We start from the raw sequence: 23,567 nt of genomic DNA on the forward strand, positions 1-23,567 counted from the left end.
TCCGGGCTATCTGGTTACGGGCACGATCTCTTCTGCCGAGATCAAGCCAGCCTGAGGCAGCCGATAGCCCTTAACAATTGCATAGATCGCGGGGATCACAATCAACGTCAGCAGCGTCGACGAGATCATGCCGCCGATCATCGGCACCGCAATGCGCTGCATGATCTCCGAGCCCGTGCCGGTGCTCCACATGATCGGCAGCAGGCCCGCCATGATGGCGACCACCGTCATCATCTTGGGACGCACGCGTTCGACCGCTCCCTCCATGATGGCATCGTACAGGTCGTTGCGCGTCAGCGGCCGTCCTTCAATGTCCCGTCGCGCCTGGATCGCGGTCAATGCCTGATTCAAATAGATCAGCATCACCACGCCGGTCTCGGCGGCAACGCCGGCCAGCGCAATGAAACCGACCACGACTGCAACCGACAGGTTGAAGCCGAGCCACCACATCAGCCAAAGGCCGCCGACCAGCGCGAACGGCAGCGACAGCATGACGATCATCGTTTCGGTGATCGACCGGAAGTTCAGGTACAGCAGCAGAAAGATGATCAACAGCGTTACCGGCACGACGATCTTCAGGCGCGCCGTCGCACGTTCGAGATATTCGTACTGGCCGCTCCACATGACGTAGTAGCCGGGCGGAAATTGAATGCTCGCCTGGACCGCGCGCTGCGCGTCGGCCACGTAGCCGCCGAGATCGCGGTCGCGGATATCGACATAGATGTAGGTGGCCAACTGTCCGTTCTCCGTCCGGATCGACGTCGGCCCTCTTGCCAGCGCAATCTTGGCCACTTCGCCGAGCGGGACCGCGCCACCTCCGGGCATCGGCACCAACACGTCGCTGGCGATGGCCTGCGGGCTGTCTCTGAGGTCGCGGGGGTACCGCATGTTGACGGTGAAGCGTTGCCGGCCTTCCACGGTCGTCGTTACCGTCTGGCCGCCGAGCGCGGTTCCGATCACGTCCTGGACGTCCTGGATCATGATGCCGTAGCGCGCCAATGCCTCACGATCCGGGGTCACATCGAGGTAGTAGCCGCCGATGCCGCGCTCGGCATAGGCCGACGACGTGCCCGGTACCGCCTTGAGCACCTGCTCGATTTGCCTGGCAAGCTGGTCGATCTCGACAAGGTCGGTGCCGATCACCTTCACGCCGATGGGTGTGCGGATGCCGGTCGACAACATGTCGATGCGGGCCTTGATCGGCATGGTCCAGGCATTCGACACGCCCGGAAACTGCAGAGCCTTGTCCATCTCGGCGATCAGTCCATCGACTGTGAGACCGGGTCGCCACTCTTCCTTCGGTTTGAGGTTGATGATTGTCTCGAACATTTCGGAGGGCGCCGGATCAGTCGCCGTGGCAGCGCGCCCCGCCTTGCCATAGACCGAAGCCACCTCCGGAAACGACCGAATGATCCTGTCCTGTAGCTGCAGCAGTTCTCCGGCCTTGGTGACGGAGATACCTGGCAGCGTCGTCGGCATGTACATGAGCGTGCCCTCGTTCAGACTGGGCATGAACTCGGTCCCGAGCTGACGGGCCGGCCAGATACTCGCCGCGAGAACGGCGACTGCGAGCAGGACGACCAGCGTCTTCGCGCGCATCACAACATTGATGACAGGCCGGTAGACCCAGATCAGGAAGCGGTTGATCGGATTCTTGTGTTCCGGAACGATCCGGCCGCGAACGAAGATGATCATCAGGGCCGGGACCAGCGTCACCGACAGGATGGCGGCGGCTGCCATCGAAAACGTCTTGGTGAACGCCAGAGGGCTGAACAGCCGTCCTTCCTGGGATTCCAGCGTGAAGATCGGCATGAACGACACGGTGATGATCAACAGGCTGAAGAATAGCGCCGGGCCGACTTCTGAGGCTGCCTCGATCAGGACCTCGACGCGCGACTTGCCGGGATCCGCGCGTTCGAGATGTTTGTGGGCGTTCTCGATCATGACGATGGCGGCATCGACCATGGCGCCGATGGCGATCGCGATGCCGCCGAGACTCATGATGTTGGAACCAAGACCGAGCAACTTCATGGCGCCGAACGCCATCAGCACGCCGACCGGCAGCATCAGGATCGCGACCAGCGCGCTGCGGACATGCAGCAGGAACAAAATGCAGACGAGGGCGACGACCACGCTTTCTTCGAACAACGTGTGCTTGAGCGTCGCAATGGCGGCGTTGATCAGGTTCGAGCGGTCGTAAACCGGAACGATCTCGACGGAGTTCGGCAGACTGCTGGCGATTTCCGTGAAGCGCTTCTTAACGTTCTCGATGACGTCGAGCGCGTTGACACCGAAGCGCTGCAGTACGATGCCGCTGGCGACTTCGCCTTCGCCGTTCAGTTCGGTGATGCCGCGTCGCTCGTCGGGGCCCAGTTCGACGCGCGCGACATCGCGGAGCAGGACGGGTGTGCCGTTGTTGGTCTTGAGCACGACATTGCCGAGGTCGTTGATCGACTTCAGATAGCCCTTGCCGCGGATGACATATTCGAATTCCGACAGCTCCACCGTGCGACCGCCGACATCGGCGTTGCTGGCGCGGATGGCATCCCGCATCTTCTGCATGGTGATGCCGAGGTCGCGCATCCGAAGCGGGTCGAGCACGACGTTATATTGCTTGACGAAGCCACCGACGCTGGCGACTTCGGCGACGCCTTCGGCTTTGGCGAGCGCAAACTTCAAATTCCAGTCCTGGATCGCCCGTGTGTCGGCAAGGTTCAATTCCTTGGACATGATCGCGTACTGGTAGACCCAGCCGACGCCGGTGGCGTCGGGGCCCATCGTCGGCGTGACGCCGGTGGGCAGGCGGGACGTGGCTCCGTTCAGGAATTCGAGAACGCGCGACCGGGCCCAGTAGATGTCGGTCCCGTCTTCGAAGATGACATAGACGAACGACACGCCGAAGAACGAGAATCCGCGCACCACTTTCGACTTCGGCACCGTGAGCATTGCCGTTGTCAGCGGATAAGTGACCTGATCCTCGATCACCTGCGGCGCCTGGCCGGGATACTCCGTATAGACGATAACCTGCGTGTCGGAGAGATCGGGGATGGCGTCGAGCGGCAGATGCGCCAGCGCATAGATGCCAGCGGCTGCGGCGAACCCCGTGCCGAACAACACCAGCAGCAGATTGCGCGCCGACCATGCGATGATGCGGGCGATCATTGTGGGCTCCTCGCTTCGGAAAAGCCCTTCAGCGCGGCCTTCAGATTGCTTTCTGCATCGATCAGGAAATTGGCCGAAATGACGACTGGTTCGCCGTCTGCGACTCCTTCGCGGATTTCGACGTAGCCGTCGCCGCGACGGCCGAGGTCGACGCCGCGTGGTTCGAAGCGGCCCTGTCCTTTGTCAATGAGCACCGATTGCCGGGTGCCGGTGTCGATCACGGCGCTCTCCGGGACGGACACGACCGGATCCGCATTTCCGGTCTCGATCAAAGCGTCGATATACATGTCCGGTAGCAGAGCGAGATCGGTGTTCGTGAGTTCGATACGGACGCGTGTCGTCCGGGTCTCGCGATTGACCTGCGGGTAGATCACGTTGATCTTGCCGGCAAACTGCCTGCCGGAGAGGCTACGCGTCCGGACGTTCACCGGCTGTCCGACGGCGATGGCTCCAAGATCGCGCTCTGCGACATCGACCATCGCCCAGACGAGCGACGTGTCGGCGATACGAAAGAGGATGTCGCCGGGTTGCGCCCGCATCCCTTCGATGGCGTTGCGCTCAAGCACGATGCCGTCCCGCGGTGCGGCCCATGCGATGGAGATCGGGACGATGCGGCTCTTCTCGATTTCGGCAATCACCGTGTCCGGAACGTCGAGATTCATGATCCGTTGACGCGACCCGCGCCCATACAGTCCGTCGCCGCCCGTCGTCTTCGACGTGATGGTGGCGACGTATTCCGCCGCAGCGGACGAGACCGCGGGGCTGTAGATATCCATCAAGGGCTGCCCGCTGCGGACCTTCGTGCCGGTGGTGACATCGGCAATCTTCTGCACCCAGCTTTCCGCGCGCATCGAGATCACGGAGATGCGCCGCTCGTCGAGCTGGATCGTGCCGGGTGCGCGGATCTGCGTCCGGATCACGCGCCTGGTGGCTGGCTCAGACTTCACGCCCGTGCGCTGTATCTTGCCCGGAGAGAGCTTGACCGATCCATCGTCGGAATCGTCGCCGTCGAAGACCGGGATGTAATCCATCCCCATGGAGTCCTTCTTCGGCGTTGGCGACGCGTCAGGAAGTCCCATCGGATTGCGGTAATACTTGATCTTGCGGCTCGTGTCGGTGCCAGCCGACGCTGGCTCCGAAATCGGCATGGTCTCCGTGAGGTCTTCGAAGCTGACGTCGGCCCCGGCGGGCACGGCGCGGTAGTCGCGACCTGACGCCGTTTTCTTCGGCGTCGACGAGTATGCGGGCTTCCCGTCCGGATCTTGATAGTAGATGGGCGCGCCGGCTTCCTGCGCATCGGCGGGGGTGACTACGGCGAGGGCGTGCGTCAACGGTCGCTGCGCGATGATGAATCCGCCTCCGGCCGCCGCGATGAACGCGGCGGCCGTGCCAGCTAAAACGGCGCGGTTCATTTCTGCGCCGTGATGACGAGCTTGTTCTCGACGGAGCCGGTTTCTCCCTGCACCTTGGCGCCCAGAGAAAGCTGCCAGCGACCGGCCATTCCGAAAGTGGCCTTGAACTTGTAGGTGCCGGGCTCGGCCCCCGATACTGGCGTGACCTTGGTGGCCATCTCCTGCATGCCGTCAGGAGCCATGTCGAGACGGGTTGCAAAAATAACGGCATCCGGCACGGGCTTGCCGGTCTTGGTGTTCATCAAGCGGACGGTGATGATCTTGTCGGGACCGGCCTGAACGGACTGATCGACGAGCTCGAACGTGTAGTCCTTGATGTCAGCCAGTGCAGCCGTGCTTGCGCTGCCCAAAGCGACAGCGAGCAACGCAGCCCGGAAGGCGCGCGGGGAGTTAGACCTTTTCATGGTTTGGTATCCTCGATTGAATCTGATGTGCCGCGAACGGCATGCGTCATCCGCGCGCCTGGAGGCACGCGGCAGCGACGGCGCTCAGCGCCGCTCAGATCGAAGTGCGAGGAGGGTGGTCTGGAGGCGGGCGGTTGACGCCATCGGTCAGCGCGTCATTCAGCACCGAGTGGTACGTTCGGACGGCGTGGCGAACCGTCATGGGTGGCGCCAGGGAGGGCCCCGCCTGGGCGGTCTTCAATATACAAATCGCGAGAAGGGGACAGTCCTGGCAATCCTTACTCTTCTGTTCGGATGGGCAGCAGGGCATGTCTCCAGACATCGCCGACATGTCGGTCATCGTGGCCGACGGACCGTTGGCAGTCGCCGGAGTCACCATTGGCGCCACCGACAGGCCGATGGTCACGAAGATCGCCAGAAAGAGTTTCAGGAGTCGACGAAGATCCATATTCGACCATCTCACGGCCACCACAGCGTGGGAAGCCCGGGCACATCACAAGTTCGCAATCCCTATGGGGATTATGTCCTTGGCTTCTCCGGCCCGTCATAGGCGATGCCGCGGATCACCGCGGCACTGCCGAACTTCTTGCGGAGATCGTCCATCGCGCGTTCGGCATGCGATGAACGACGGTCGAGCATGTTGTCGTCGCCGGCCTCGTTGCCGGGCTTGAGCGCGCTGACGCCAGTGCCGATCAGGCGAAAGGCCGTGCCGTCGATCTCCTTTGCCAGCATCTCGCGACTGATATCGAAGATACGCGCCGCCATCTGCGTCGGCGACTGGATCGACTGCGAGCGGGTGCGCTGGCGGAAATCCGCGGTCTTGAGTTTCAGTGTGACTGTGGTGCCGGACAATTCGCTGCTCTTCAGCCGCGACGAGACCTTCTCCGACAATCGCCACAGGATCTTTTCCAGCGTGGCGTAGTCGCGGATGTCCTCATTGAATGTCGTTTCGTTGGAAATCGTCTTGGCGCCGCGATCTGCGACGACAAGGCGGTCATCGATGCCGCGGGCGAGGCGCCACAGCCTGCGGCCTTCGCCGCCGAACTGTTTCATGAGGTCGGTCTCGTCGGCCTTCTGGATATCGCTGATCTTGCGGAAGCCACGCTGCGAGAGCTTCTCGGCCGTCGCGGGGCCGACGCCGAAGATGAAGCTGACGGGCCGATCCGCGAGCATGGCCACAGCGTCTTCCTGATCGAGCGTGGCGAAACCGCGCGGCTTGTCGAGATCGCTGGCGATCTTGGCGAGGAATTTGTTGACCGACAGGCCGACCGAAACCGTGATGCCGACAGTGCGTTCGATATCGGCGGCGAATTTCGCCAGCACCTTGGCGGGAATCATGCCGTGGACGCGCTGCGTGCCCGACAGGTCGAGGAAGGCTTCGTCGATCGACAATGGTTCGACCAGCGGCGTCAGCGCCTGCATGGCATGGCGGACCTCGCGGCCGACGCGGACATATTTCGCCATGTCAGGCCGCACCACGACGGCGTCGGGGCAGAGATCGAGCGCCTTGAACATGGGCATCGCCGAGCGCACGCCAAAGGTGCGCGCGATGTAGCAGGCCGCGGACACCACGCCACGCTTGCCGCCGCCGATGATGACGGGGCGATCGACGATGTCGGGATTGTCGCGCTTCTCGACGGTGGCGTAGAACGCATCGCAGTCGATATGTGCCAGCGTCAGCGACGGCAGCGCGTGGTGTCGCACCAGGCGGGGCGACCCGCATGACGTGCAGCGCTTGACGCGTGCATCCAGATCGACAAGGCAATCCCGGCAGAAGCAGCGCGGTCCGCTCAGCTCTGCCGGAGAGGGGCTCACGTAAAGTCCTGCCCGCGGGGATCGAGCGCCTGCCGCGCGGCGGCGATGGTGGTCGGATCCAGTTGCGACGACGCCGAAAACGCCTTCACGGTCTCGTCGTCGCGCAGCACGAAATCGAGCACGCTGACGAGGAACTGTGGATCCTTGGCAGCCGAGCGGAGAGTCTCCGGACCGATTCCACTCTCGGACAGGAACAGGCCCAGCCGCTCAGGTTCCCCGGCAACGAAGGACAGCGCCTGAATCGCAACGATTTCAGCAACTTCGCTGGGGTGGCGCTGGGGTTTTTTCATCACGCGTGTTTGCCTTTCCGTAACTTATCGTCTCTATTTTAAATCATCATGCCCGAGTCACCGGGGCGATTCCAGTTGCAGGGATATGCGCGGTACACGGGCACTTCGGCGGGTGGCCGAAGTGAATTTGGAAGTTCGCTTCGAACATCACATTGGCCGGTGACGCAGGGCAATCATGCTCCGCGAAACAAGAACGCTCGGGTTCTGGATTGGAGGGCGGGATGGCAAAAACCGTCCTGATCGTGGAGGACAACGAGCTCAACATGAAGCTCTTCCGTGACCTGCTGGAAGCCCATGGCTATCAGACTGTCGGCACGAGCAATGGCTATGAAGCGCTCGATCTTGTCCGCTCGCTCCGCCCCGATCTCATCCTCATGGATATTCAGCTACCGCAGGTCTCCGGTCTCGAAGTGACCGGCTGGATCAAGAAGGATCCTGCGATCAGCATGATCCCCGTCGTCGCCGTCACAGCCTTCGCCATGAAGGGCGACGAAGAACGTATCCGCGAAGGCGGCTGCGAAGCCTATTTGTCAAAGCCCATTTCGGTCGGAAAATTTATCGAAACCGTGCGTCGGTTCATCGGTTAGGGAGTTCCCTATGTCAGCGCGTATTCTTGTCGTCGATGACATCCCCGCCAACGTGAAGCTTCTGGAAGCCCGTCTCTCGGCGGAGTATTTCGACGTCATCACCGCGTCCAACGGCGCACAGGCGCTGGAAGTCTGCGCGCGTTCCGAATGCGATCTGATCCTGCTCGACGTCATGATGCCCGACATGGACGGCTTCGAAGTCTGCCGTCGCCTGAAAGCCAATCCGAAGACGCATTTCATTCCGGTGGTGATGGTCACCGCGCTGGATTCACCGTCGGATCGCGTGCGCGGTCTGGAAGCCGGCGCCGACGACTTTCTTACCAAGCCCGTCGCCGATGCCGTGCTGGTGGCGCGCGTGCGCTCGCTGACGCGTCTGAAGATGATGACCGATGAGCTGCGCATGCGCGCCATCACCTCGCTGGAAATCGGCGTGCAGGCGCCCGAGCGCAGCGCCGTGTCTGATCTGGGTGTGGGTGGACGCATCCTGCTGGTTGACGATCGTCCGTCATCCTATGAGCGGCTGGCACCTGTCCTGTCGGCCGAACACACCGTCGATGTCGAACCCAATCCGACCGAGGCGCTGTTTCATGCCGCCGAGGGCAATTACGATCTGCTCATTGTCTCGCTGAGCCTCGAGAATTACGACGGATTGCGGCTGTGCAGCCAGGCGCGTTCGCTGGAGCGCACGCGGCAGATTCCGATTCTCGCGATTGCTGATGCCGATAACAATCCGCGGCTGTTGCGTGGTCTCGAGATCGGCGTCAACGACTACCTGATGCGCCCGGTGGACAAGAACGAGCTGCTGGCCCGCGCCCGCACGCAGGTCCGCCGTCGCCGTTACACCGATCATCTGCGCGACAACGTTCAGCACTCCATCGAAGCCGCGATCACCGACGGTCTGACCGGACTGCACAACCGCCGCTACATGGAAAGCCATCTGGAGACGCTGGCAGAGCAGGCGGCCACCCGCGGCAAGCCGCTGGCGCTGATGATGCTCGACATCGACTTCTTCAAGTCGATCAATGACAATCATGGCCATGATTGCGGTGACGACGTGCTGCGCGAATTCGCCGTGCGCATTCGCAAGTCGATCCGGGGCATCGATCTGGCCTGTCGTTACGGCGGCGAGGAATTCGTCATCGTCATGCCCGAGACAGACATGCACGTCGCCAGTATGGTGGCCGAGCGTCTGCGTCGTTCGATCGCCGGCGAACCGTTCTCCATCGACAAGGGCAATAAGCGTATCGAGGTCACGATCTCGATCGGGTTGTCGACGCTGGAGAAGAAGGGCGAGCCCGTCGCCGACGTACTCAAGCGTGCCGACGTGGCGCTGTACCGCGCCAAGCACGACGGTCGCAACCGCGTGGTCGCTGCGGCCGCTTAAGTTATTATCAGAGACGTGTTCTGGCCGATGGTTGCGACCATCGCGACGGCGGCGCGATGGGGCGTGATCCCGTATCGAAGGTCTGCGTGACCTGCCGGGCCGCACAGTAAGCCGGGCGCGTCATGCGTGCGCGCAGATAGGCGTCGGCTTCTTTCGTCGGCAATTCTTTATCGATCACAAGTTTGTCGAGCGCGCAGGCGAGAGCATCCGCGCCCGGCTTGGTGCCGGTGGCGTCGCAGGTCCAGCCGCTCAGGAATACAGCTCTGGTATCGAAGCGCGAGCTGAAGGCGAGGCACTGTTTCCAGCGGCCATCGGTCTCGACGCGCGTTTCGACGGCATGGACAGGGCCGTAGCGCGTTTCGAGATCGAAGTGCGTGGAGAGCGTCTGGAAGCGCATGTTGCGCAAAAGCTTTGTTTCGCGCGGTTCGAAAGTCGGCCGCGTCTGGAGGCCGCCCGGGGGCGGGAATGCGATCGCCACGGTGAGATCGATCCCGCGATGATCCAGTGTCCCGTATTGCATGACCTCAACACGGCCAAGCAGTCCACTGATGATGATATCGGAGCTGACGGGTAACCGTGTGAAGCTGCCGTCAGTGATCCTGAAAGCTGGCTTGTCCTGGACCACCTGGACGCGATTGCCCCAGAGCCAGATCACCCCGAAGGCGATGAGCCCGAACACAATCATTCCGAAAAAATAGAATGCGTAGCGGACGAAGACGCCCGCCAGAGACACCGCAGACGTGAACTGGCCAGCCGTCGTGTCTGAATCGCGGAAAGACAAGGGGTGCTCCCGATGCAAATCAATTGCGTCGAATGATACCGACTTGTCGGACGAAATGACGTGAATACCGTTTCAATCACAGGCTTCATGCCCGCCATAGTTGTGGCAGGGTAAATGCGATACTGCGCGCATCGCTAAAATTGAAACGATTGAGCCGGGCTTCTTGCGAGGAGAGGTTAAAAGAAAACGGGACCCGAAAGGGCCCCGTTCAAAATCCGTCAGCAGCTGTATTCAGCGCTTACTTGATCTTGGCTTCCTTGAATTCAACGTGCTTGCGCGCGACCGGGTCGTACTTCTTCTTGACCATCTTGTCGGTCATGGTGCGCGAATTCTTCTTGGCGGTGTAGTAGAAGCCGGTGTCCGCGGTGGAAACGAGCTTGACCTTGATGGTGACCGCTTTGGCCATGGCAGAACCTCTGAATGTCGGGAATCGGGTGACAGCCAGAGAACTGGCCGTGTTGGGGCGCAACCTAGCCCCGAACGCCCCAAAGTCAAGGTTTTCTGGGTGGAAAAACCACTCCAATTCAGGCTGGTATCCCGGAAAGAGCCGGTTTTCAGGCTACGGCTGGCCTGAATCTCCGGTCAATCGACATCAGAGCGTCTTGTAGAAAAAGCTGGCCCCATCCCGGGTGCTATTGTCCGGGTTGGTGGCGTAGCCGGGAACTTCGCCGAATTTGGTCCAGCCGAGCCTGGCGTAGAGCCGTTCGCCGGCGCCGCCTGTGGCAGTATCCAGTGTCAGCAGCGTATGGCCGATCCGCTGCGCTTCGTGTTCCGCCGCCAACAGCAGCGCGGCGCCCAGTCCCTGACATCGCGCACGGCGGTGCACCAGCATCTTGGCGATGTCCGCGCGGAAGGCCTGATTCTCCTGTGGTGCCGGGATCAATTGCACGGTCCCGTCGATGCGATCCCCGGCCTCTGCCGTAAAGATCAATCGCTCGCCGCGGGTGTGGCTCGCGAGCGTACCGTCCCACCACGCCTCGGCCTTTGCGCGAGTCATCGGCCAGACAAAATTGACCGAGGCCCCGCCTTCGACCGAGTCGACGAGAAGATCGATGAGGCTATCGCGTCTGGCCCACGCCTCGTGCGGCGTGAGGAGATGGATGGCATGCGCACTCATGGATTTGTCCGGGTGGGATCGCAGCATAACAGGCGGAAGCAGTAGCTGATGCGATCCCCCACAGCGGAGTCAAGTCGCGGGAGGGAAGAACCGATTTTCGGGCCGCGGGAGCCCTAGGTTCTCTCTGAGCGTCTTCCCCTCATACTCGGTGCGGAAAATACCCCGTCGCTGCAGTTCCGGAATAACCCGGTCGACGAAGTCGTTCAGCCCCTCCGGCAGATACGGGAACATGATGTTGAAGCCGTCTGAGGCCTCGGTTTCCAGCCATTCCTGCATCTGGTCGGCGATGGTCTGGGGCGTGCCGACGAAGGCGGAGCCGCCATAGCCGCCGAGCCGCTGGGCGAGCTGGCGGACAGTCAGGTTCTCGCGCTTCGCGAGGGCGATCACGCGCTCGCGGCCGCTCTTGCTGGCATTGGTCTCCGGGATCTCGGGCAGCGGGCCATCGGGATCGAAGCCGGAAGCATCGGTGCCGAGATTGATCGAAAGCGAGGCGATGGCATTGGCGTAATGCACCTTGCTGTCGAGCAGCGCGCGTTTCTCTTTGGCTTCCTCGACGCTGTCGCCGACCACCACGAAGGCGCCGGGCAGGATCTTGAGATGATCGCGGTTGCGGCCGAGCTTTTCCATGCGGCCCTTGATGTCCGCATAGAGCTTCTGCGCATCGCTGATCGCCCCGCCGCCGGTGAACACCGCTTCTGCGGTTTCGGCGGCAAGCTGCTTGCCGTCTTCCGATGCGCCGGCCTGCACGATCACCGGCCATCCCTGCACGGGCCGGGCAATATTCAGCGGGCCGCGGACCGAGAGATACGGGCCCTTGTGATCGAGCACATGCATCTTCTCGGGATCTATGAAGATGCCGGTCTCGACATTGCGGATGAAGGCATCGTCGGCGAAGGAATCCCACAGGCCGGTGACGACGTCGTAGAACTCGCGCGCGCGCTTGTAGCGCTCGGCATGCTCCATGTGATCGTCCAGGCCGAAGTTGAGCGCGGCATCAGGATTCGACGTTGTCACGATATTCCAGCCGGCGCGTCCGCCCGAGATGTGATCGAGCGAGGCAAAGCGGCGGGCGACGTGATAGGGCGCGTCAAAGGTGGTGGAGCCGGTGGCGACGAGGCCGATATTGTCGGTGACGGCGGCCAGCGCCGAGAGCAGCGTGAACGGCTCGAACGACGTCACCGTGTGGCTGCGCTTCAGCGCCTCGACGGGCATGTTCAGCACGGCGAGATGATCGGCCATGAAGAAAGCGTCGAACTTGCCGGCCTCGAGCTTGCGGATCATCTGCTTGAGGAAGGGAAAGTTGAAATTGGCGTCGGGCACGGCACCCGGATAGCGCCATGCGCCGGTGTGGATGCTGATCGGGCGCATGAAGGCCCCGAGCTTCAACTGACGCTTCGCCATCTTCAATTTCCCCGCCGTGATCGTGGGAAACACATAGGCACGTGGAGGCGGAAAGCCACCACGTGCCTTGAGAAGATTATTGCGATTTTTGTCTGATCGGTAGTTTGGTTTGAATGTAGTTGGTTACGCGGGAGTGGCGCGAGACACCAGGGTTTCCGAGGCGCGCAGGAAGGCGTCGGCGTAGGACGTGTTCAACAATTTTGGTGTCGGCAGGATCGCATCGCCTTTGTTGTTGAACATCGCTCCGCTGTGCCCTTCGATATCGGGTGTCACGAAAAGCGGCGTCAGACGATCTGCGTACGTCTCGGGGCTTGCGGTCATGAACTGCGTGGCCCATTCCATTACCCGGAGCAAAAGCGAATTCGAGCCGAAAAGATTACTGCGAATACTGGTTTTGACGAATCCGGGGTTGAGACCGAAGAACGTGACGCCGGGAAACCGTTTGGCCGAGTCCAGAACCAGCAACTCATTGCCAGCAACCGTGTTCATGTGGGCTGCCCACCGACTGTATGATTTATCACTGTTCAGATCATCGCTGCTGCCGGTCTGGCCGGTACCGGGAAATCCCATCACGAACACGCGAGGCTTCATCCGGCCGGTTGGCCGATCTCGCCCGAGGCGCGCGGCGATCTCGCGGAGGATCACCAGTCTGCTCAGGTAGCTGACGGCCATGTCTCGCTCGATACCCTCCTGAGTTTCTTGCCGTTTGGGGCCTGCCATGATTCCGGTCGTGAAGATGACGAGATCGAGCGTCCCGGCAGGCATTTCCCTGCTGACGCGCTTGGCTTCGCTCATCAGACTCAGGTCGGCTTTGACAAAGTCGATCCCGGTGACCCCCACATCGCGGAAGGTCTGACCATAGACGGTCACCCGAGCGCCGCGGGAGGCCAGTTTATGCGATAGGGCGCGGCCGATACCTCCCGTGCCACCGATAACGGCAACCTTGAGCCCTGCGAGATCGAGGTTTGAGACGTCGGTGCGGCGCCATTTCACATTCTTGTCTGTCTTCACGGACTTGGTCCTTTTCCTGTGAGCCCCTTTGCGCTTACACAACGGCATCAAGGCATCATATATTTCTTTCTGGAAAGAAATATATGTGCATCATCAGGCTGGCGTCAAGGCGGATAGGCGAAAAATGGGACGGCGTCAGGAAGTCTCCAACGAACGGATTCTTGAAGTTGCGAGGCGCTGCTTCCTGCTGCGTGGAGCGGGGGTCTCGGCGGTCGAGATCGCGGGCGAACTGGGGGTAAGCCACACGACAATCTTCAACCGCTTTGGTTCGAAGGAAGCTCTGATGATCGCGGCGCTCGGCGTCCCCGATCAGATCGAATGGGCGTCGGTGTTGGAAAAAGGTCCAGATAATCGGCCGGTATTTGAACAGCTCGTCCAGCACGGGAAGGTGGTGGCAGCCTATTTCCAGAATCTGCAGGCGGGGCTGGCTGTCCTGCACGCGGCTGGAATACCGAACGATAAGATTTTCCCTGACCAGACGGCGGACTCAGCTCCAGCCAAGGCGTTCATGGCGCTGGTCGCGTGGTTGCGTGTGGCCCAGAGCCAGGGACGGATCGGCAAGTGCGATGTTGAAACGCTGGCGTCGACGATCCTCGGCGCGCTCTACAACTGGGCGCAGACCGCCAGTGTCTGTGGTCACTCGACAACGCGCGATGACAGCGAGAGTCACGTCGAACGATTCATCGAGCTGTTGTGGAACGGCATTGGTGTTGAGTAATGCATTCACCCCCTTCGCGGATTCAGCGTCGGGTCCATCGCAAATTGCGTTTCCAGGTAGTCGATCATGGCGCGGGTCTTCTGCGGCACGAAGCGGCGCGAGGGATAGACCGCGCTGATCGGCACCGGTTTCGGTTCGAAGGCTTCGAGCAACACTATGAGACGACCGGTCTCGATCTCATCCCTGAAATGCCAGATCGGCACAAACCCGATACCGAGGCCGGACATCACGGCTTCGCGAATGCCTTCCGAACTCTGGGTGCGCACCGGTCCCGTGGCTTCGATAGCGATCGGGCCGTCCGGACTTTCGAAGCGCCAGGTTACGCCGCCCGTGAAGCGCGTATAGGGGATGCAATCATGCCCGATGAGATCGTTCGGATGCGCAGGCAGCGTCTTGCCGCGCAGATAGGACGGCGACGCCACGAGGATGCGGCGTGTCACGCCGATCTTCCTGGCGATCAGGTTTGGGTCGGTCACGACGCCGGAACGGATCGCGAGATCGATGCCGTCCTCGACCAGATCGCTGAAGCCGTCACTCATCACGAGGTCGACACTGACGTCGGGGTAGCGCGCCAGAAAGCCCTTCAGATGCGGGATCACCCGCAGCCGTCCGAACACCACCGGGAGGGCCAGTTGCAACGTGCCTGATGGTCTGGCCCGGCGGCGTCCCACCGCGCCCTCGGCCTCGGCAACGGCTTCCAGCGCCAGTTTGGCGCGCTCGTAGAAACTGCGGCCGTCATCGGTGAGCGTCAGCTTGCGCGTGGTGCGGGTGAACAACCGGGTGCCGAGATGGTCTTCCAGCGTTGCCACCTGGCGGCTGACGGTCGGCTGGCTGGAATTCTGCTCCTCAGCCACACGGGTGAATGAGCCCGCTTCGACGACACGGATGAAAGCCTGGAAAAGGGCGACGGTATCGGTCATTCATCCAAAATACGGATAAATAATATCCGATCAAGCCCATAACCGCTAGAGAGCGAATGGACGATGTTCTCCATGTCGGACGGCGATGGCGCCGCCCCAGATCAAATGGAGAGCATCATGACCCGCAAACTCGAAGGCAAAATCGCAGTCGTCACCGGTGGCAGCGCCGGCATCGGTCTGGCCGCCGCGCAGCGTTTTATCGACGAAGGCGCTACCGTGTTCATCACCGGCCGCCGGCAGGCCGAACTCGATGCCGCCGTGAAGCAGCTCGGACCGAAGGCCGTCGGCGTGCAGGCGGACGCTGCCAAGCTCGCCGATCTCGCGCATCTGTTCGATACGGTGAAGGCTGCCAAGGGCAAGATCGACGTGCTGTTCGCCAATGCCGGCGGCTATGAATTAAGCGCGTTCGGCCAGATCACCGAAGACGTCTATGACAAGATGTTCGACATCAACGTGAAGGGCGTTTTGTTCACGGTGCAGCAGGCATTGCCGCTGCTGTCCGACGGCGCCTCGGTGGTTCTCACCGGCTCAGTGTCGGGATCGAAGGGCATGGAGTCCTTCAGCGTCTACAACGCCACCAAGGCAGCGATCCGCTCGTTCGCGCGCAGCTGGACCTCGGACCTCAAGGCGCGCAAAATTCGCGTGAATGTCGTCAGCCCCGGACCGATCCAGACCCCCGGCCTCGACGTCTTCGCCAATGACGATGTGAAGGGCTACCTCAAGACCATCGTGCCGCTCGGCCGTCTCGGTACCGCGGACGAAGTCGCGAAGGCGGTTCTGTTCCTGGCATCGGATGACTCCAGCTTCGTCGCCGGCGCAGAATTGTTCGTCGACGGTGGTCTCGCTCAGATCTGACGATGGGCTTGGCAGAGCAGGAAGGCGCCGCGTATGCGGCGTCTTCTCGTGTCAGAAACTGTGCATGTGTGCGCTGGCGCGATACTCGCTCGCCATCAGCTCTTCGTTTTCAGCAACCTGAATCCACGAGATGGCGAGTTGTAGCAATGCACGAATTTTGCGTGGGTCAGCTTCCACGCTGGCGCGCTGGCTGAGTGCCGACGCCTTGCGACGATATTCCAGTGACGCGCGCGTAAATGTCGAAGACTCGACCTGCGGCGTCCAATTCATCTGTCCCATAACTGGGAATTCCTGTGAGCAAGACAACGGTAGCTTACCGTGCCTCACCAGTTATCCCACTACGGAAACAGTTAGAATTAGAATAGATCGAAAAGCGAGACCTCTTACTTGATTAACTCAGCTATCGCTGGGCAGCATGTCGAGTTGCATCTTGCCGCTGTACCAATGGAAGAAGGGCAGCGGCGCGTCGTGACGGAGCGGGCCGGTGGCGAGACGCTGCTGCAATTGATTGAGCACGTTCTTCGTCATTGCGTGCGCGTCGGCAAGATGTGCGGAGCCGAGTTCGACCCAGACCAGTTCCACCAGTTCGGCATCGGCATGCACGACGCCCTCGACGCGATGCGCGATCGACGATGCATCTGCTGTGAAGAAACGCGTATCGAAGCGCTTGATACGGCCGGGTGGTGTGATGGCGCGCGCAATCAGAAACAGGCCCGAGGGATCGGGCAGGAGACCCGCATCGCTAAAAGCTTCCCATACGCCGGGGAGCTTCTTGGTCGCGCCGTCAACCTTGCGGCCGAGGCAGAGGCCGGTTTCTTCGCAGGCTTCGCGGATCGCAGCGACAGCGAGCGAACGCGCGCGCGACGGCGGCGTCTTCGGGCTGCCTTTCATCAGGTTGGCTTCAAGCTCCGGCGGCAAAGGTGCAGCCACCGGAATCTTGTTGTCGGTGGTGTCGACACTACCGCCGGGGAACACGAACTTGCCTGGCATGAACACGACCTTGTCGTGACGCTTGCCGACAAGCACTTTCGGAATCGGGCCGGAGCGATCGACCAGCATCAGGGTCGCAGCGTCGCGCGGACGCTTATAGGGATGGTGGTCGGCTTCCTTGCCGATCTCGACTGCGTCGCTCATTCCGTCTCCTGAAATTCTTCTTATTACGTGCTGTTCAAGGGGACGGAGAACGTATCAGTCAGCCGGGCCGTCGCCAAATCCATGCATGCGGAATGCCCACTGCAGTCCCACCACGGCGCCTTTGACCGGCTGCAGCAGCAACAACGACGCGATCAGCGTGATCGGCAGGTAGATCGCAAGTTGCAGCGCGACCGATGGCGAGTAGTTGGTCTCGATCCACAATGCGATCGGCACGACGATGTGACCCACGATGACGATCACGAGATAGGCGGGAAGATCATCGGCGCGGTGCGCGGAGAAATCCTGTCCGCACTTGTCGCAGTGATCTGCGGTTTTCAGGAAGGCGCGAAACATCTTGCCTTCGCCGCAGTTCGGGCAGCGACAGGCGAAGCCGCGCTTCATTGCGGTCCACACATTGCGTTTGGCGGAGGAATCCAGCGTCGCGCTCCAGATCTTCGGTGTGGTCAATGTCATCATGACGTTACCCCTTTTTCGGCTTGCCGGGGTTACCACCGGCGCGAGCCTTGTCAGCTTTGGCCGCCTGCCGCGCGTTGCGACCGGGTTTGGCCTTCTTGGGCGCCTTGAGCTTCTTCGACGATTTGAACTTCGTCGCACCAGAAGGCTTGGCACCCGGATGACGCGGCCGGTCTGCAGCGTCATTGCTGCGGGCATGTTCGCGTCGGCGGTTCCGTGGGGCGGTATTGCCCTCGGAGAGCATTTCGAACCGCAAGGCACCTGCAACGGGGGCTGCCTCGACCAGACGGACATCGACGACGTCACCCAACCGATGCATGGCACCACTGCGTGTACCGACGAGGGCGTGGCGAGCTTCGTCATAGTTGAAGTATTCGGTGCCCAACGTGCGGATCGGGATCAGGCCATCGGCGCCGGTCTCGGTCAATCGGACAAAGAGTCCAGCCCTGGTGACACCGGAGATCCGGCCGCGGAAGGTAGCGCCGATCTTGTCGGCCAAAAAGTGCGCAATCAGCCGGTCGGACGTCTCGCGCTCGGCCTTCATGGCCCGGCGTTCGGTGGCCGAAATCTGCGCCGAGATTTCGCTCAGCGTTTCCACGGTTTCGGTCTCGGGTAGCGCGCCTTCGCCGAGCCCGAGCGCACGGATCAATGCGCGATGCACGATCAGATCTGCGTATCGCCTGATAGGTGAGGTAAAATGCGCGTAGCGGCGCAGGTTCAGACCGAAATGTCCGTAATTCTCGGCGGCATATTCCGCCTGGGCTTGCGAGCGCAAAACCACTTCATTCACCAGCGGTTCGGAATCCTGACCTTTGACCTGTGACAGCACCCGGTTGAATACCGATGGCCGCAATGCGCCCGCTTTGGCGAACGGCATGTCGAGGGTCTTGAGGAATTCCTGCAGGTTGTGAACCTTCTCCACCGAAGGCTCATCATGTACCCGATAGATAAGCGGCAGAGCCTTCTTTTCAAGCGTTTCGGCTGCGGCGACGTTGGCCAGGATCATGAACTCTTCGATGAGCTTATGCGCGTCGAGCCGCTCCGGTACGATGACGCGATCGACGGTGCCGTCCTTCTTCAGCAGGATTTTTCGCTCTGGGATGTCGAGATCGAGCGGATCGCGTTCGTCGCGCGCGAGCTTGACCTGCGCATAGGCCGCATAGAGCGGCTTCAGGATCGGTTCGAGCAGCGGGCCGGTAGTATCGTCGGGATGGCCATCGATGGCGGCTTGCGCCTGTGCGTAATTCAGCTTGGCCGCCGAGCGCATCAGGATGCGATGGAACGTGTGTGACTTCTTGCGGCCATCGACACCGATCACCATGCGCACCGCAAGGGCGCCGCGCGGTTCGCCCGGCACCAGCGAACACAGGTCGTTGGAGATGCGCTCCGGCAGCATCGGTACGACGCGATCGGGGAAGTAGACGGAGTTGCCGCGGATCAGCGCATCGCGATCCAGCGCAGAGCCGGGGCGCACATAGAAAGCGACATCGGCGATCGCGACGCTGACAATGTATCCGCCTGTATTGTTCGGATCGGAATCGAGCTCCGCGTAAACGGCGTCGTCATGATCCTTGGCGTCCGGCGGATCGATGGTGACCAGCGGCACGTCGCGCCAGTCTTCACGCCCCTGCAATGTCGCAGGCTGCGCGGCTTCCGCTTCCTTCAGCGCATCGCGGGAGAACGCCTGCGGGATATCGTGGGAATGGATCGCGATCAGGCTGACCGCCTTCTCGGAGGAGAGTGAACCGAGCCGTTCCTTCACCTTGCCGGAGCCGAGGCCATAGCCACGGGTGCGAATGAGATCGACGCTGACGAGATCGCCGTCCTCGGCGCCGTTGGCATCGGATGCCGCGATGTTGAGTTCGCGCCCGGCCTGCTTCTTGTCGACCGGGATCAATCGTCCGCCGCCATTCGGCAGCGCGCGATAGATGCCGAGCAGGCGCGTGCGGGCACCTTCGAGCACCCGCACGACGCGGCCCTGATAGCTGGCTAACTCGCCATCGTTCTCGATCTTCTCGATGCGCAACAATGCGCGGTCACCAACACCTGCCGCGGTGCCGGGCAGGGGACGGCGTGGCGTGTGAATGCGAATTTTTGGCACCGTGCCGTCTGCCTCGTCCCATTCGACGGGCGTGGCGATCAACTCGCCATCGGCATCCCTGGAGGTGATGTCGACCAGCACTGTCGATGGCAGCGCTGCGGGCTCGCGCACGCTGCGGCCTTTCTTGGCGATGGCGCCTTCGTCGGCGAGTTCGCGCAGCATGCGCTTGAGCTCGACACGGGCGGCGTTCTTCAGTCCGAATTCACGCGCGATCTCGCGGGTGCCGATCTTGCCGGGATACGCGCGAACGAACGCGACGATGGCATCCCTGGTTGGAAAGCTGCTGTCACGTTTCTTGTTCACAATTATCCGTTCTAGCCAGCGCTTTTCTTTGCGACCGTTTTCGCGGCCTTCTTCTTGGCAGGCGATGTCTTCGCCTTCACCGGCGCGCGCGCCTTGCTGGCGGCAGCCGTTTCAGCCTTTGGCTTTGCCGCGGCTTTCTTCGCAACGGCCTTCTTGGCCGCCGGCTTCTTCTCGGCCGCGTCGGCCTTCTTGGCGACGGCCTTCTTCGCCGGTGCTTTCTTGGCGCCGCGCTTCGGCTTGATGCCGCCCTTGGCCACACGCTCGTCGATCAGCGCGATGGCCTCTTCGAGCGTGATCGTCTCCTGCGTCTTGTCGCTCGGGATCGTTGCATTGACGCCGCCCGCGGTGACATAGGCGCCGTAACGCCCGCCCTTCACGGCGACGCCGCCGAGGGTCGGATGGTCGCCGAGCGGCTTGCCGGGATCGGCGCCGAAGCGGCGGCCTGATGGCCCCTTGGCGATCTTCTCGGCGATCAGCGTGACCGCGCGGTTGAGGCCGATATCAAACACCTCGTCGCCGGCTTCGAGGCTGGCATAGGTCTTCTCATGCTTCACGAATGGCCCGAAGCGGCCGAGGCCTGCGGTGATCGGCTCGCCGGTCTCCGGATGCTTGCCGATCTCGCGCGGCAGCGACAGGAGCTTGAGTGCCAGATCGAGTTCGACATCGCTGGGCGACGTGTTCTTCGGAATGCCGGCGCGCTTCGGCTTCTCGCCTTCTTCGTAATCCTTGGCGTCGCCGAGCTGGATGTAGGGCCCGAAACGTCCGGCCTTCACCGCGACTTCGAGACCTGACACCGGATCGGGGCCGAGCACGCGATCGGCGTTGGCGCCGCTATCGGCGGCGAGCGGACGCGTGTAGCGGCATTCCGGATAATTCGTGCAGCCGACGAAGGCGCCGAACTTGCCGGCCTTCAGATTGAGACGACCGGTGCCGCAGGTCGGGCACTGGCGCGGATCGCCGCCATCTTCGCGCGGGGCGTAGATGTGCGGGCCGAGCATCTCGTCGAGCGCGTCGAGCACCTGCGCCACGCGCAGATCCTTGATCTCGTTCACGGCGCCGATGAAGTCGGTCCAGAAATCCTTGAGCACCTGCTGCCAGGAAATCTCGTTGTTGGAGATCCTGTCGAGATTCTCTTCCAGCGCCGCGGTGAAATCGTATTCCACATATTTGGCGAAGAAGTTTTCGAGGAAGGCGACGACGACGCGGCCCTTGTCCTCGCCGTACAGGCGCTTCTTTTCGAGACGAACGTAACCGCGATCCTTCAGCACCTGCAGGATCGATGCATAGGTCGAGGGGCGGCCGATGCCGAGCTCTTCCATGCGCTTGACCAGCGAGGCTTCCGAGAAGCGCGGCGGCGGTTCGGTGAAATGCTGGGTAACCGCGAGGTTTTCTTTCTTCAGCGCTTCACCCTCGCTCATGGCGGGCAGGCGGCGTGAATCTTCATCCTCGGCGTCGTCGTCCTTGCCTTCCTGATAGACGGCAAGGAAACCATCGAACTTCACGACCTGACCGGTGGCGCGCAATTCGAGCAGGCGCGATCCTGCCTTGGCAGCGATATCGACGGTGGTGCGCTCCATCTCGGCGGATTCCATCTGGCTGGCGATGGTGCGCATCCAGATCAATTCATAAAGCCGCGACTGATCGCTATCGAGACGGCCGCGCAGGCTCGCCGGGCGACGCGACATATCGGTCGGACGGATCGCTTCGTGCGCTTCCTGCGCGTTCTTGGCCTTGCTCGTATATTGCCGCGCGGCGTCCGGCACATACTGCTTGCCGTAGTCTTCGCCGATGACGGAGCGAGCCTGCGTGATGGCGGAGGGGTCGATCTGCACGCCGTCGGTTCGCATATAGGTGATGAGACCGGTGGTCTCGCCGCCGATGTCGATGCCTTCATACAGACGCTGCGCGATGCGCATGGTGTGCGCCGGCGCGAAGCCGAGCTTGCGGCTGGCTTCCTGCTGCAGCGTGGAGGTCGTGAACGGCGCCTGCGGATTGCGGCGTGCGGGCTTGGCATCGACGGTGGAGACCGTGAAGTTGGCGGCTTCGATGGCCTTCTTGAAGTCTTCGGCTTCCGCACCGGTGCCGATATCAAGACGCTGGATCTTCTTGCCGTCAGCGCCGACCAAGCGGGCTTCGAAACTCTCGCCGCGCGGCGTCGCCAGCGTGGTCACCAGCGACCAGTATTCGCGCGGGATGAACTTCTCGATTTCCTGCTCGCGGTCGCAGACCAGGCGCAGCGCGACCGATTGCACGCGGCCCGCGGAGCGGGCGCCGGGCAGCTTGCGCCACAGCACAGGAGAAAGCGTAAAGCCCACCAGATAATCGAGTGCACGGCGCGCCATATAGGCGTCGACCAGTGCGCCATCGATCTCGCGCGGGTTCTTCATCGCGTCGGTGACGGCCTGCTTGGTGATCGCGTTGAACACCACGCGTTCGATTTTCTGGTCCTTCAGCGCGCGCTTCTGCTTGAGGACTTCGAGCACGTGCCAGGAGATCGCTTCGCCTTCGCGATCAGGGTCGGTCGCGAGAATGAGCTTGTCGGCGCCTTTGACGGCCTTGGCGATGTCGTTCAGTCGGCTGGCGGCCTTGGGGTCGATTTCCCAGATCATCTGGAAATTGGCATCGGGATCGACCGATCCGTTCTTGGCCGGGAGGTCGCGGACATGGCCGAACGACGCCAGGACCTCATAGTCCTTGCCCAGATACTTGTTGATCGTCTTGGCCTTTGAAGGCGACTCGACAATGACGAGATTCATGTGATTCCAATAACTTACAGGGGGAATCCGGCTTGGGTCTGCGAGAGTCGCGCCAGCCGTTTCGCGGCGAACATGGGTGCGAAGGGGTCCCGTGTCAAATCGTGAGTTGTTGATGGCCGCGTCTGTTGGTTCCCAATAACTTACCAAGGGTTGTAAAATACAACCATTAGGGGTATGATTTGATGCTTCTTTGGTGCTGATTTCGCCCGGACTGCCCGGGTAGGGAATGCCTATGACACCGCCCATTCCGGACGATCAGGCGCAGGGCGATGGCGGGCCCGAGGAGGCGGCTCTTTATATAAAGAGTGCGGTCCGCGATCTGTCGCGGATGGCGCGCCGCCATCGCCACGACATGCTCGCTTACCTGCTCGACATGGCGCATCTCGAAACCGAGGAGATCCTGCGGCTGCAAGGACTGCGCAAGCCCTCAGGCAGTTGAGGGCACAATCGTGGTGTCGCCATAGCCGAGCAGCCTGCCGTCGGCCGCATGCAGTTCCAGCTTCTTGATCTGCTTGCCACTCTTGCGATCGACCATGATGGTCGTCGGTTCGCCGGGCTTGAACGCATAATCCTCGCCCCACTGGCGCAGCGCCACCATGATTGGATGAACCGCCTGGCCTTTCGGGGTCAGGACATAGTCCTGATATGCGCTGCCGTCGGCTGCCGGCTCCAGTTTCAGGATGCCGTCCTCCACGAGGGCTTTCAGCCTGACGGCGAGAATGTTCTTCGCCAGTCCGAGACTCTTCTGGAATTCGCCGAAGCGCCGCGCGCCCAGCATGGCATCGCGGATGATCATCATCGTCCAGCAGTCGCCGATCACCTCCATGGATCGGGCGACCGGGCAGGTGGAGTCCTTGAGACTGGTGCGTTTGGCCATGCGACTTTCCAGCGGCGGGAAAAAGAAATGCAGTGATTAGCGGACATCTGGTTGCATTATGAAAC

23 protein-coding genes are annotated in these 23,567 nt (G+C 61.7%); 5 read left to right on the plus strand and 18 right to left on the minus strand.

Annotation, left to right across the window (positions count from 1 at the left end):
• Positions 1-6 precede the first annotated feature (6 nt).
• The 6 genes from BLW80_RS26815 to BLW80_RS26840 form a co-directional block, all read right to left on the minus strand.
• Entirely contained in the window at positions 7-3,162 is a 3,156-nt protein-coding gene (locus tag BLW80_RS26815) for an efflux RND transporter permease subunit (RefSeq protein WP_093761307.1), read from the minus strand.
• Entirely contained in the window at positions 3,159-4,574 is a 1,416-nt protein-coding gene (locus BLW80_RS26820) for an efflux RND transporter periplasmic adaptor subunit (RefSeq protein WP_093761309.1), read from the minus strand. The genes BLW80_RS26815 and BLW80_RS26820 overlap by 4 nt, the downstream gene beginning before the upstream one ends.
• Positions 4,571-4,978 (minus strand): FixH family protein, encoded by a 408-nt coding sequence (locus BLW80_RS26825; RefSeq protein WP_093761311.1) that lies wholly within the window; start codon positions 4,976-4,978, stop codon positions 4,571-4,573. Before BLW80_RS26825 ends, BLW80_RS26820 begins: the two co-directional genes overlap by 4 nt.
• 94 nt (positions 4,979-5,072) lie before the next feature.
• Positions 5,073-5,426: a hypothetical protein gene (locus BLW80_RS26830; RefSeq protein WP_093761313.1), complete on the minus strand. Its 354-nt coding sequence runs from the start codon at positions 5,424-5,426 to the stop codon at positions 5,073-5,075.
• 71 nt (positions 5,427-5,497) lie between these two features.
• Positions 5,498-6,793, minus strand: coding sequence for a DNA polymerase IV (locus BLW80_RS26835; protein ID WP_093761315.1), 1,296 nt, complete (start codon positions 6,791-6,793; stop codon positions 5,498-5,500).
• The gene (locus BLW80_RS26840; RefSeq protein WP_089263750.1) at positions 6,790-7,083 is read right to left on the minus strand and encodes a DUF3572 domain-containing protein; all 294 of its coding nucleotides are present in this window, start codon (positions 7,081-7,083) and stop codon (positions 6,790-6,792) included. The genes BLW80_RS26835 and BLW80_RS26840 overlap by 4 nt, the downstream gene beginning before the upstream one ends.
• A 221-nt stretch (positions 7,084-7,304) precedes the next feature.
• Between BLW80_RS26840 and BLW80_RS26845 the strand changes: the two genes are divergently transcribed.
• Positions 7,305-7,670: a response regulator gene (locus tag BLW80_RS26845; RefSeq protein ID WP_068732379.1), complete on the plus strand. Its 366-nt coding sequence runs from the start codon at positions 7,305-7,307 to the stop codon at positions 7,668-7,670.
• A gap of 10 nt (positions 7,671-7,680) precedes the next feature.
• On the plus strand, positions 7,681-9,054 hold the full coding sequence (locus BLW80_RS26850; protein WP_089263751.1) for a PleD family two-component system response regulator: 1,374 nt from the start codon (positions 7,681-7,683) through the stop codon (positions 9,052-9,054).
• A gap of 7 nt (positions 9,055-9,061) precedes the next feature.
• On the opposite strand, the gene BLW80_RS26855 is transcribed toward BLW80_RS26850, so the two are convergent.
• From BLW80_RS26855 to BLW80_RS26875, 5 genes are all read right to left on the minus strand, one after another.
• On the minus strand, positions 9,062-9,835 hold the full coding sequence (locus tag BLW80_RS26855) for an MBT domain-containing protein (RefSeq protein WP_093761317.1): 774 nt from the start codon (positions 9,833-9,835) through the stop codon (positions 9,062-9,064).
• Between the two features lie 238 nt (positions 9,836-10,073).
• Entirely contained in the window at positions 10,074-10,241 is a 168-nt protein-coding gene (gene rpmG, locus BLW80_RS26860) for a 50S ribosomal protein L33 (protein ID WP_068732385.1), read from the minus strand.
• A gap of 186 nt (positions 10,242-10,427) precedes the next feature.
• Positions 10,428-10,952: a GNAT family N-acetyltransferase gene (locus BLW80_RS26865; protein WP_093761319.1), complete on the minus strand. Its 525-nt coding sequence runs from the start codon at positions 10,950-10,952 to the stop codon at positions 10,428-10,430.
• Between the two features lie 69 nt (positions 10,953-11,021).
• Positions 11,022-12,353 carry an LLM class flavin-dependent oxidoreductase gene (locus BLW80_RS26870; protein WP_093761321.1) on the minus strand — a complete coding sequence of 444 codons (1,332 nt, stop codon included), beginning with the start codon at positions 12,351-12,353 and terminating at the stop codon, positions 11,022-11,024.
• 123 nt (positions 12,354-12,476) lie between these two features.
• A complete protein-coding gene (locus tag BLW80_RS26875; protein WP_170849815.1) occupies positions 12,477-13,364 on the minus strand; it encodes an SDR family NAD(P)-dependent oxidoreductase in 888 nt (295 codons plus the stop codon).
• Between the two features lie 124 nt (positions 13,365-13,488).
• Here BLW80_RS26875 and BLW80_RS26880 point away from each other — a divergent pair, with 124 nt between their 5' ends.
• The gene (locus BLW80_RS26880) at positions 13,489-14,082 is read left to right on the plus strand and encodes a TetR/AcrR family transcriptional regulator (protein WP_210185358.1); all 594 of its coding nucleotides are present in this window, start codon (positions 13,489-13,491) and stop codon (positions 14,080-14,082) included.
• Between the two features lie 5 nt (positions 14,083-14,087).
• On the opposite strand, the gene BLW80_RS26885 is transcribed toward BLW80_RS26880, so the two are convergent.
• Positions 14,088-15,002, minus strand: a complete 915-nt coding sequence (locus BLW80_RS26885) for a LysR family transcriptional regulator (RefSeq protein ID WP_093761325.1) — start codon at positions 15,000-15,002, stop codon at positions 14,088-14,090.
• Positions 15,003-15,119: 117 nt separating this feature from the next.
• Between BLW80_RS26885 and BLW80_RS26890 the strand changes: the two genes are divergently transcribed.
• Complete coding sequence (locus tag BLW80_RS26890; protein ID WP_089264610.1) at positions 15,120-15,857, plus strand: SDR family oxidoreductase; 738 nt, start codon at positions 15,120-15,122, stop codon at positions 15,855-15,857.
• Positions 15,858-15,908: 51 nt separating this feature from the next.
• Here the strand turns inward: BLW80_RS26890 and BLW80_RS26895 are convergent, their stop codons facing one another.
• The 5 genes from BLW80_RS26895 to topA all read right to left on the minus strand — a co-directional run bounded on the left by BLW80_RS26895 (position 15,909) and on the right by topA (position 22,625).
• Complete coding sequence (locus BLW80_RS26895; protein WP_092144352.1) at positions 15,909-16,136, minus strand: hypothetical protein; 228 nt, start codon at positions 16,134-16,136, stop codon at positions 15,909-15,911.
• A 117-nt stretch (positions 16,137-16,253) separates the two neighbouring features.
• Complete coding sequence (locus BLW80_RS26900; protein ID WP_093761328.1) at positions 16,254-16,991, minus strand: NUDIX hydrolase; 738 nt, start codon at positions 16,989-16,991, stop codon at positions 16,254-16,256.
• A 54-nt stretch (positions 16,992-17,045) separates the two neighbouring features.
• Positions 17,046-17,468 (minus strand): DUF983 domain-containing protein, encoded by a 423-nt coding sequence (locus BLW80_RS26905; protein ID WP_089263757.1) that lies wholly within the window; start codon positions 17,466-17,468, stop codon positions 17,046-17,048.
• Between the two features lie 4 nt (positions 17,469-17,472).
• Complete coding sequence (gene rnr / locus BLW80_RS26910) at positions 17,473-19,869, minus strand: ribonuclease R (RefSeq protein ID WP_093761330.1); 2,397 nt, start codon at positions 19,867-19,869, stop codon at positions 17,473-17,475.
• A gap of 11 nt (positions 19,870-19,880) precedes the next feature.
• Positions 19,881-22,625 carry a type I DNA topoisomerase gene (topA, locus tag BLW80_RS26915; RefSeq protein WP_089263759.1) on the minus strand — a complete coding sequence of 915 codons (2,745 nt, stop codon included), beginning with the start codon at positions 22,623-22,625 and terminating at the stop codon, positions 19,881-19,883.
• Positions 22,626-22,857: 232 nt separating this feature from the next.
• On the opposite strand from topA, the gene BLW80_RS26920 reads away from it, so the two are divergent.
• Complete coding sequence (locus BLW80_RS26920; protein ID WP_244528458.1) at positions 22,858-23,064, plus strand: hypothetical protein; 207 nt, start codon at positions 22,858-22,860, stop codon at positions 23,062-23,064.
• Here the strand turns inward: BLW80_RS26920 and BLW80_RS26925 are convergent.
• On the minus strand, positions 23,053-23,502 hold the full coding sequence (locus tag BLW80_RS26925; RefSeq protein ID WP_093761332.1) for a winged helix-turn-helix transcriptional regulator: 450 nt from the start codon (positions 23,500-23,502) through the stop codon (positions 23,053-23,055). The two genes, BLW80_RS26920 and BLW80_RS26925, sit on opposite strands and share 12 nt — an antisense overlap.
• Between the last annotated feature and the right edge of the window lie 65 nt (positions 23,503-23,567).

The organism is Tardiphaga sp. OK245, assembly GCF_900108575.1.
GTDB lineage: Bacteria > Pseudomonadota > Alphaproteobacteria > Rhizobiales > Xanthobacteraceae > Tardiphaga > Tardiphaga robiniae.

Excerpts from the sequence above, each read along its gene's own strand:
- BLW80_RS26815 (WP_093761307.1), bottom strand. The coding sequence starts at position 3,162 with ATGATCGCCCGCATCATCGCATGGTCGGCGCGCAATCTGCTGCTGGTG.
- BLW80_RS26820 (WP_093761309.1), bottom strand. The coding sequence starts at position 4,574 with ATGAACCGCGCCGTTTTAGCTGGCACGGCCGCCGCGTTCATCGCGGCG.
- BLW80_RS26825 (WP_093761311.1), bottom strand. The coding sequence starts at position 4,978 with ATGAAAAGGTCTAACTCCCCGCGCGCCTTCCGGGCTGCGTTGCTCGCT.
- BLW80_RS26830 (WP_093761313.1), bottom strand. The coding sequence starts at position 5,426 with ATGGATCTTCGTCGACTCCTGAAACTCTTTCTGGCGATCTTCGTGACC.
- BLW80_RS26840 (WP_089263750.1), bottom strand. The coding sequence starts at position 7,083 with ATGAAAAAACCCCAGCGCCACCCCAGCGAAGTTGCTGAAATCGTTGCG.
- BLW80_RS26845 (WP_068732379.1), top strand. The coding sequence starts at position 7,305 with ATGGCAAAAACCGTCCTGATCGTGGAGGACAACGAGCTCAACATGAAG.
- BLW80_RS26850 (WP_089263751.1), top strand. The coding sequence starts at position 7,681 with ATGTCAGCGCGTATTCTTGTCGTCGATGACATCCCCGCCAACGTGAAG.
- rpmG (WP_068732385.1), bottom strand. The coding sequence starts at position 10,241 with ATGGCCAAAGCGGTCACCATCAAGGTCAAGCTCGTTTCCACCGCGGAC.
- BLW80_RS26865 (WP_093761319.1), bottom strand. The coding sequence starts at position 10,952 with ATGAGTGCGCATGCCATCCATCTCCTCACGCCGCACGAGGCGTGGGCC.
- BLW80_RS26870 (WP_093761321.1), bottom strand. The coding sequence starts at position 12,353 with ATGGCGAAGCGTCAGTTGAAGCTCGGGGCCTTCATGCGCCCGATCAGC.
- BLW80_RS26880 (WP_210185358.1), top strand. The coding sequence starts at position 13,489 with ATGGGACGGCGTCAGGAAGTCTCCAACGAACGGATTCTTGAAGTTGCG.
- BLW80_RS26885 (WP_093761325.1), bottom strand. The coding sequence starts at position 15,002 with ATGACCGATACCGTCGCCCTTTTCCAGGCTTTCATCCGTGTCGTCGAA.
- BLW80_RS26890 (WP_089264610.1), top strand. The coding sequence starts at position 15,120 with ATGACCCGCAAACTCGAAGGCAAAATCGCAGTCGTCACCGGTGGCAGC.
- BLW80_RS26895 (WP_092144352.1), bottom strand. The coding sequence starts at position 16,136 with ATGGGACAGATGAATTGGACGCCGCAGGTCGAGTCTTCGACATTTACG.
- BLW80_RS26900 (WP_093761328.1), bottom strand. The coding sequence starts at position 16,991 with ATGAGCGACGCAGTCGAGATCGGCAAGGAAGCCGACCACCATCCCTAT.
- BLW80_RS26905 (WP_089263757.1), bottom strand. The coding sequence starts at position 17,468 with ATGATGACATTGACCACACCGAAGATCTGGAGCGCGACGCTGGATTCC.
- topA (WP_089263759.1), bottom strand. The coding sequence starts at position 22,625 with ATGAATCTCGTCATTGTCGAGTCGCCTTCAAAGGCCAAGACGATCAAC.
- BLW80_RS26920 (WP_244528458.1), top strand. The coding sequence starts at position 22,858 with ATGACACCGCCCATTCCGGACGATCAGGCGCAGGGCGATGGCGGGCCC.
- BLW80_RS26925 (WP_093761332.1), bottom strand. The coding sequence starts at position 23,502 with ATGGCCAAACGCACCAGTCTCAAGGACTCCACCTGCCCGGTCGCCCGA.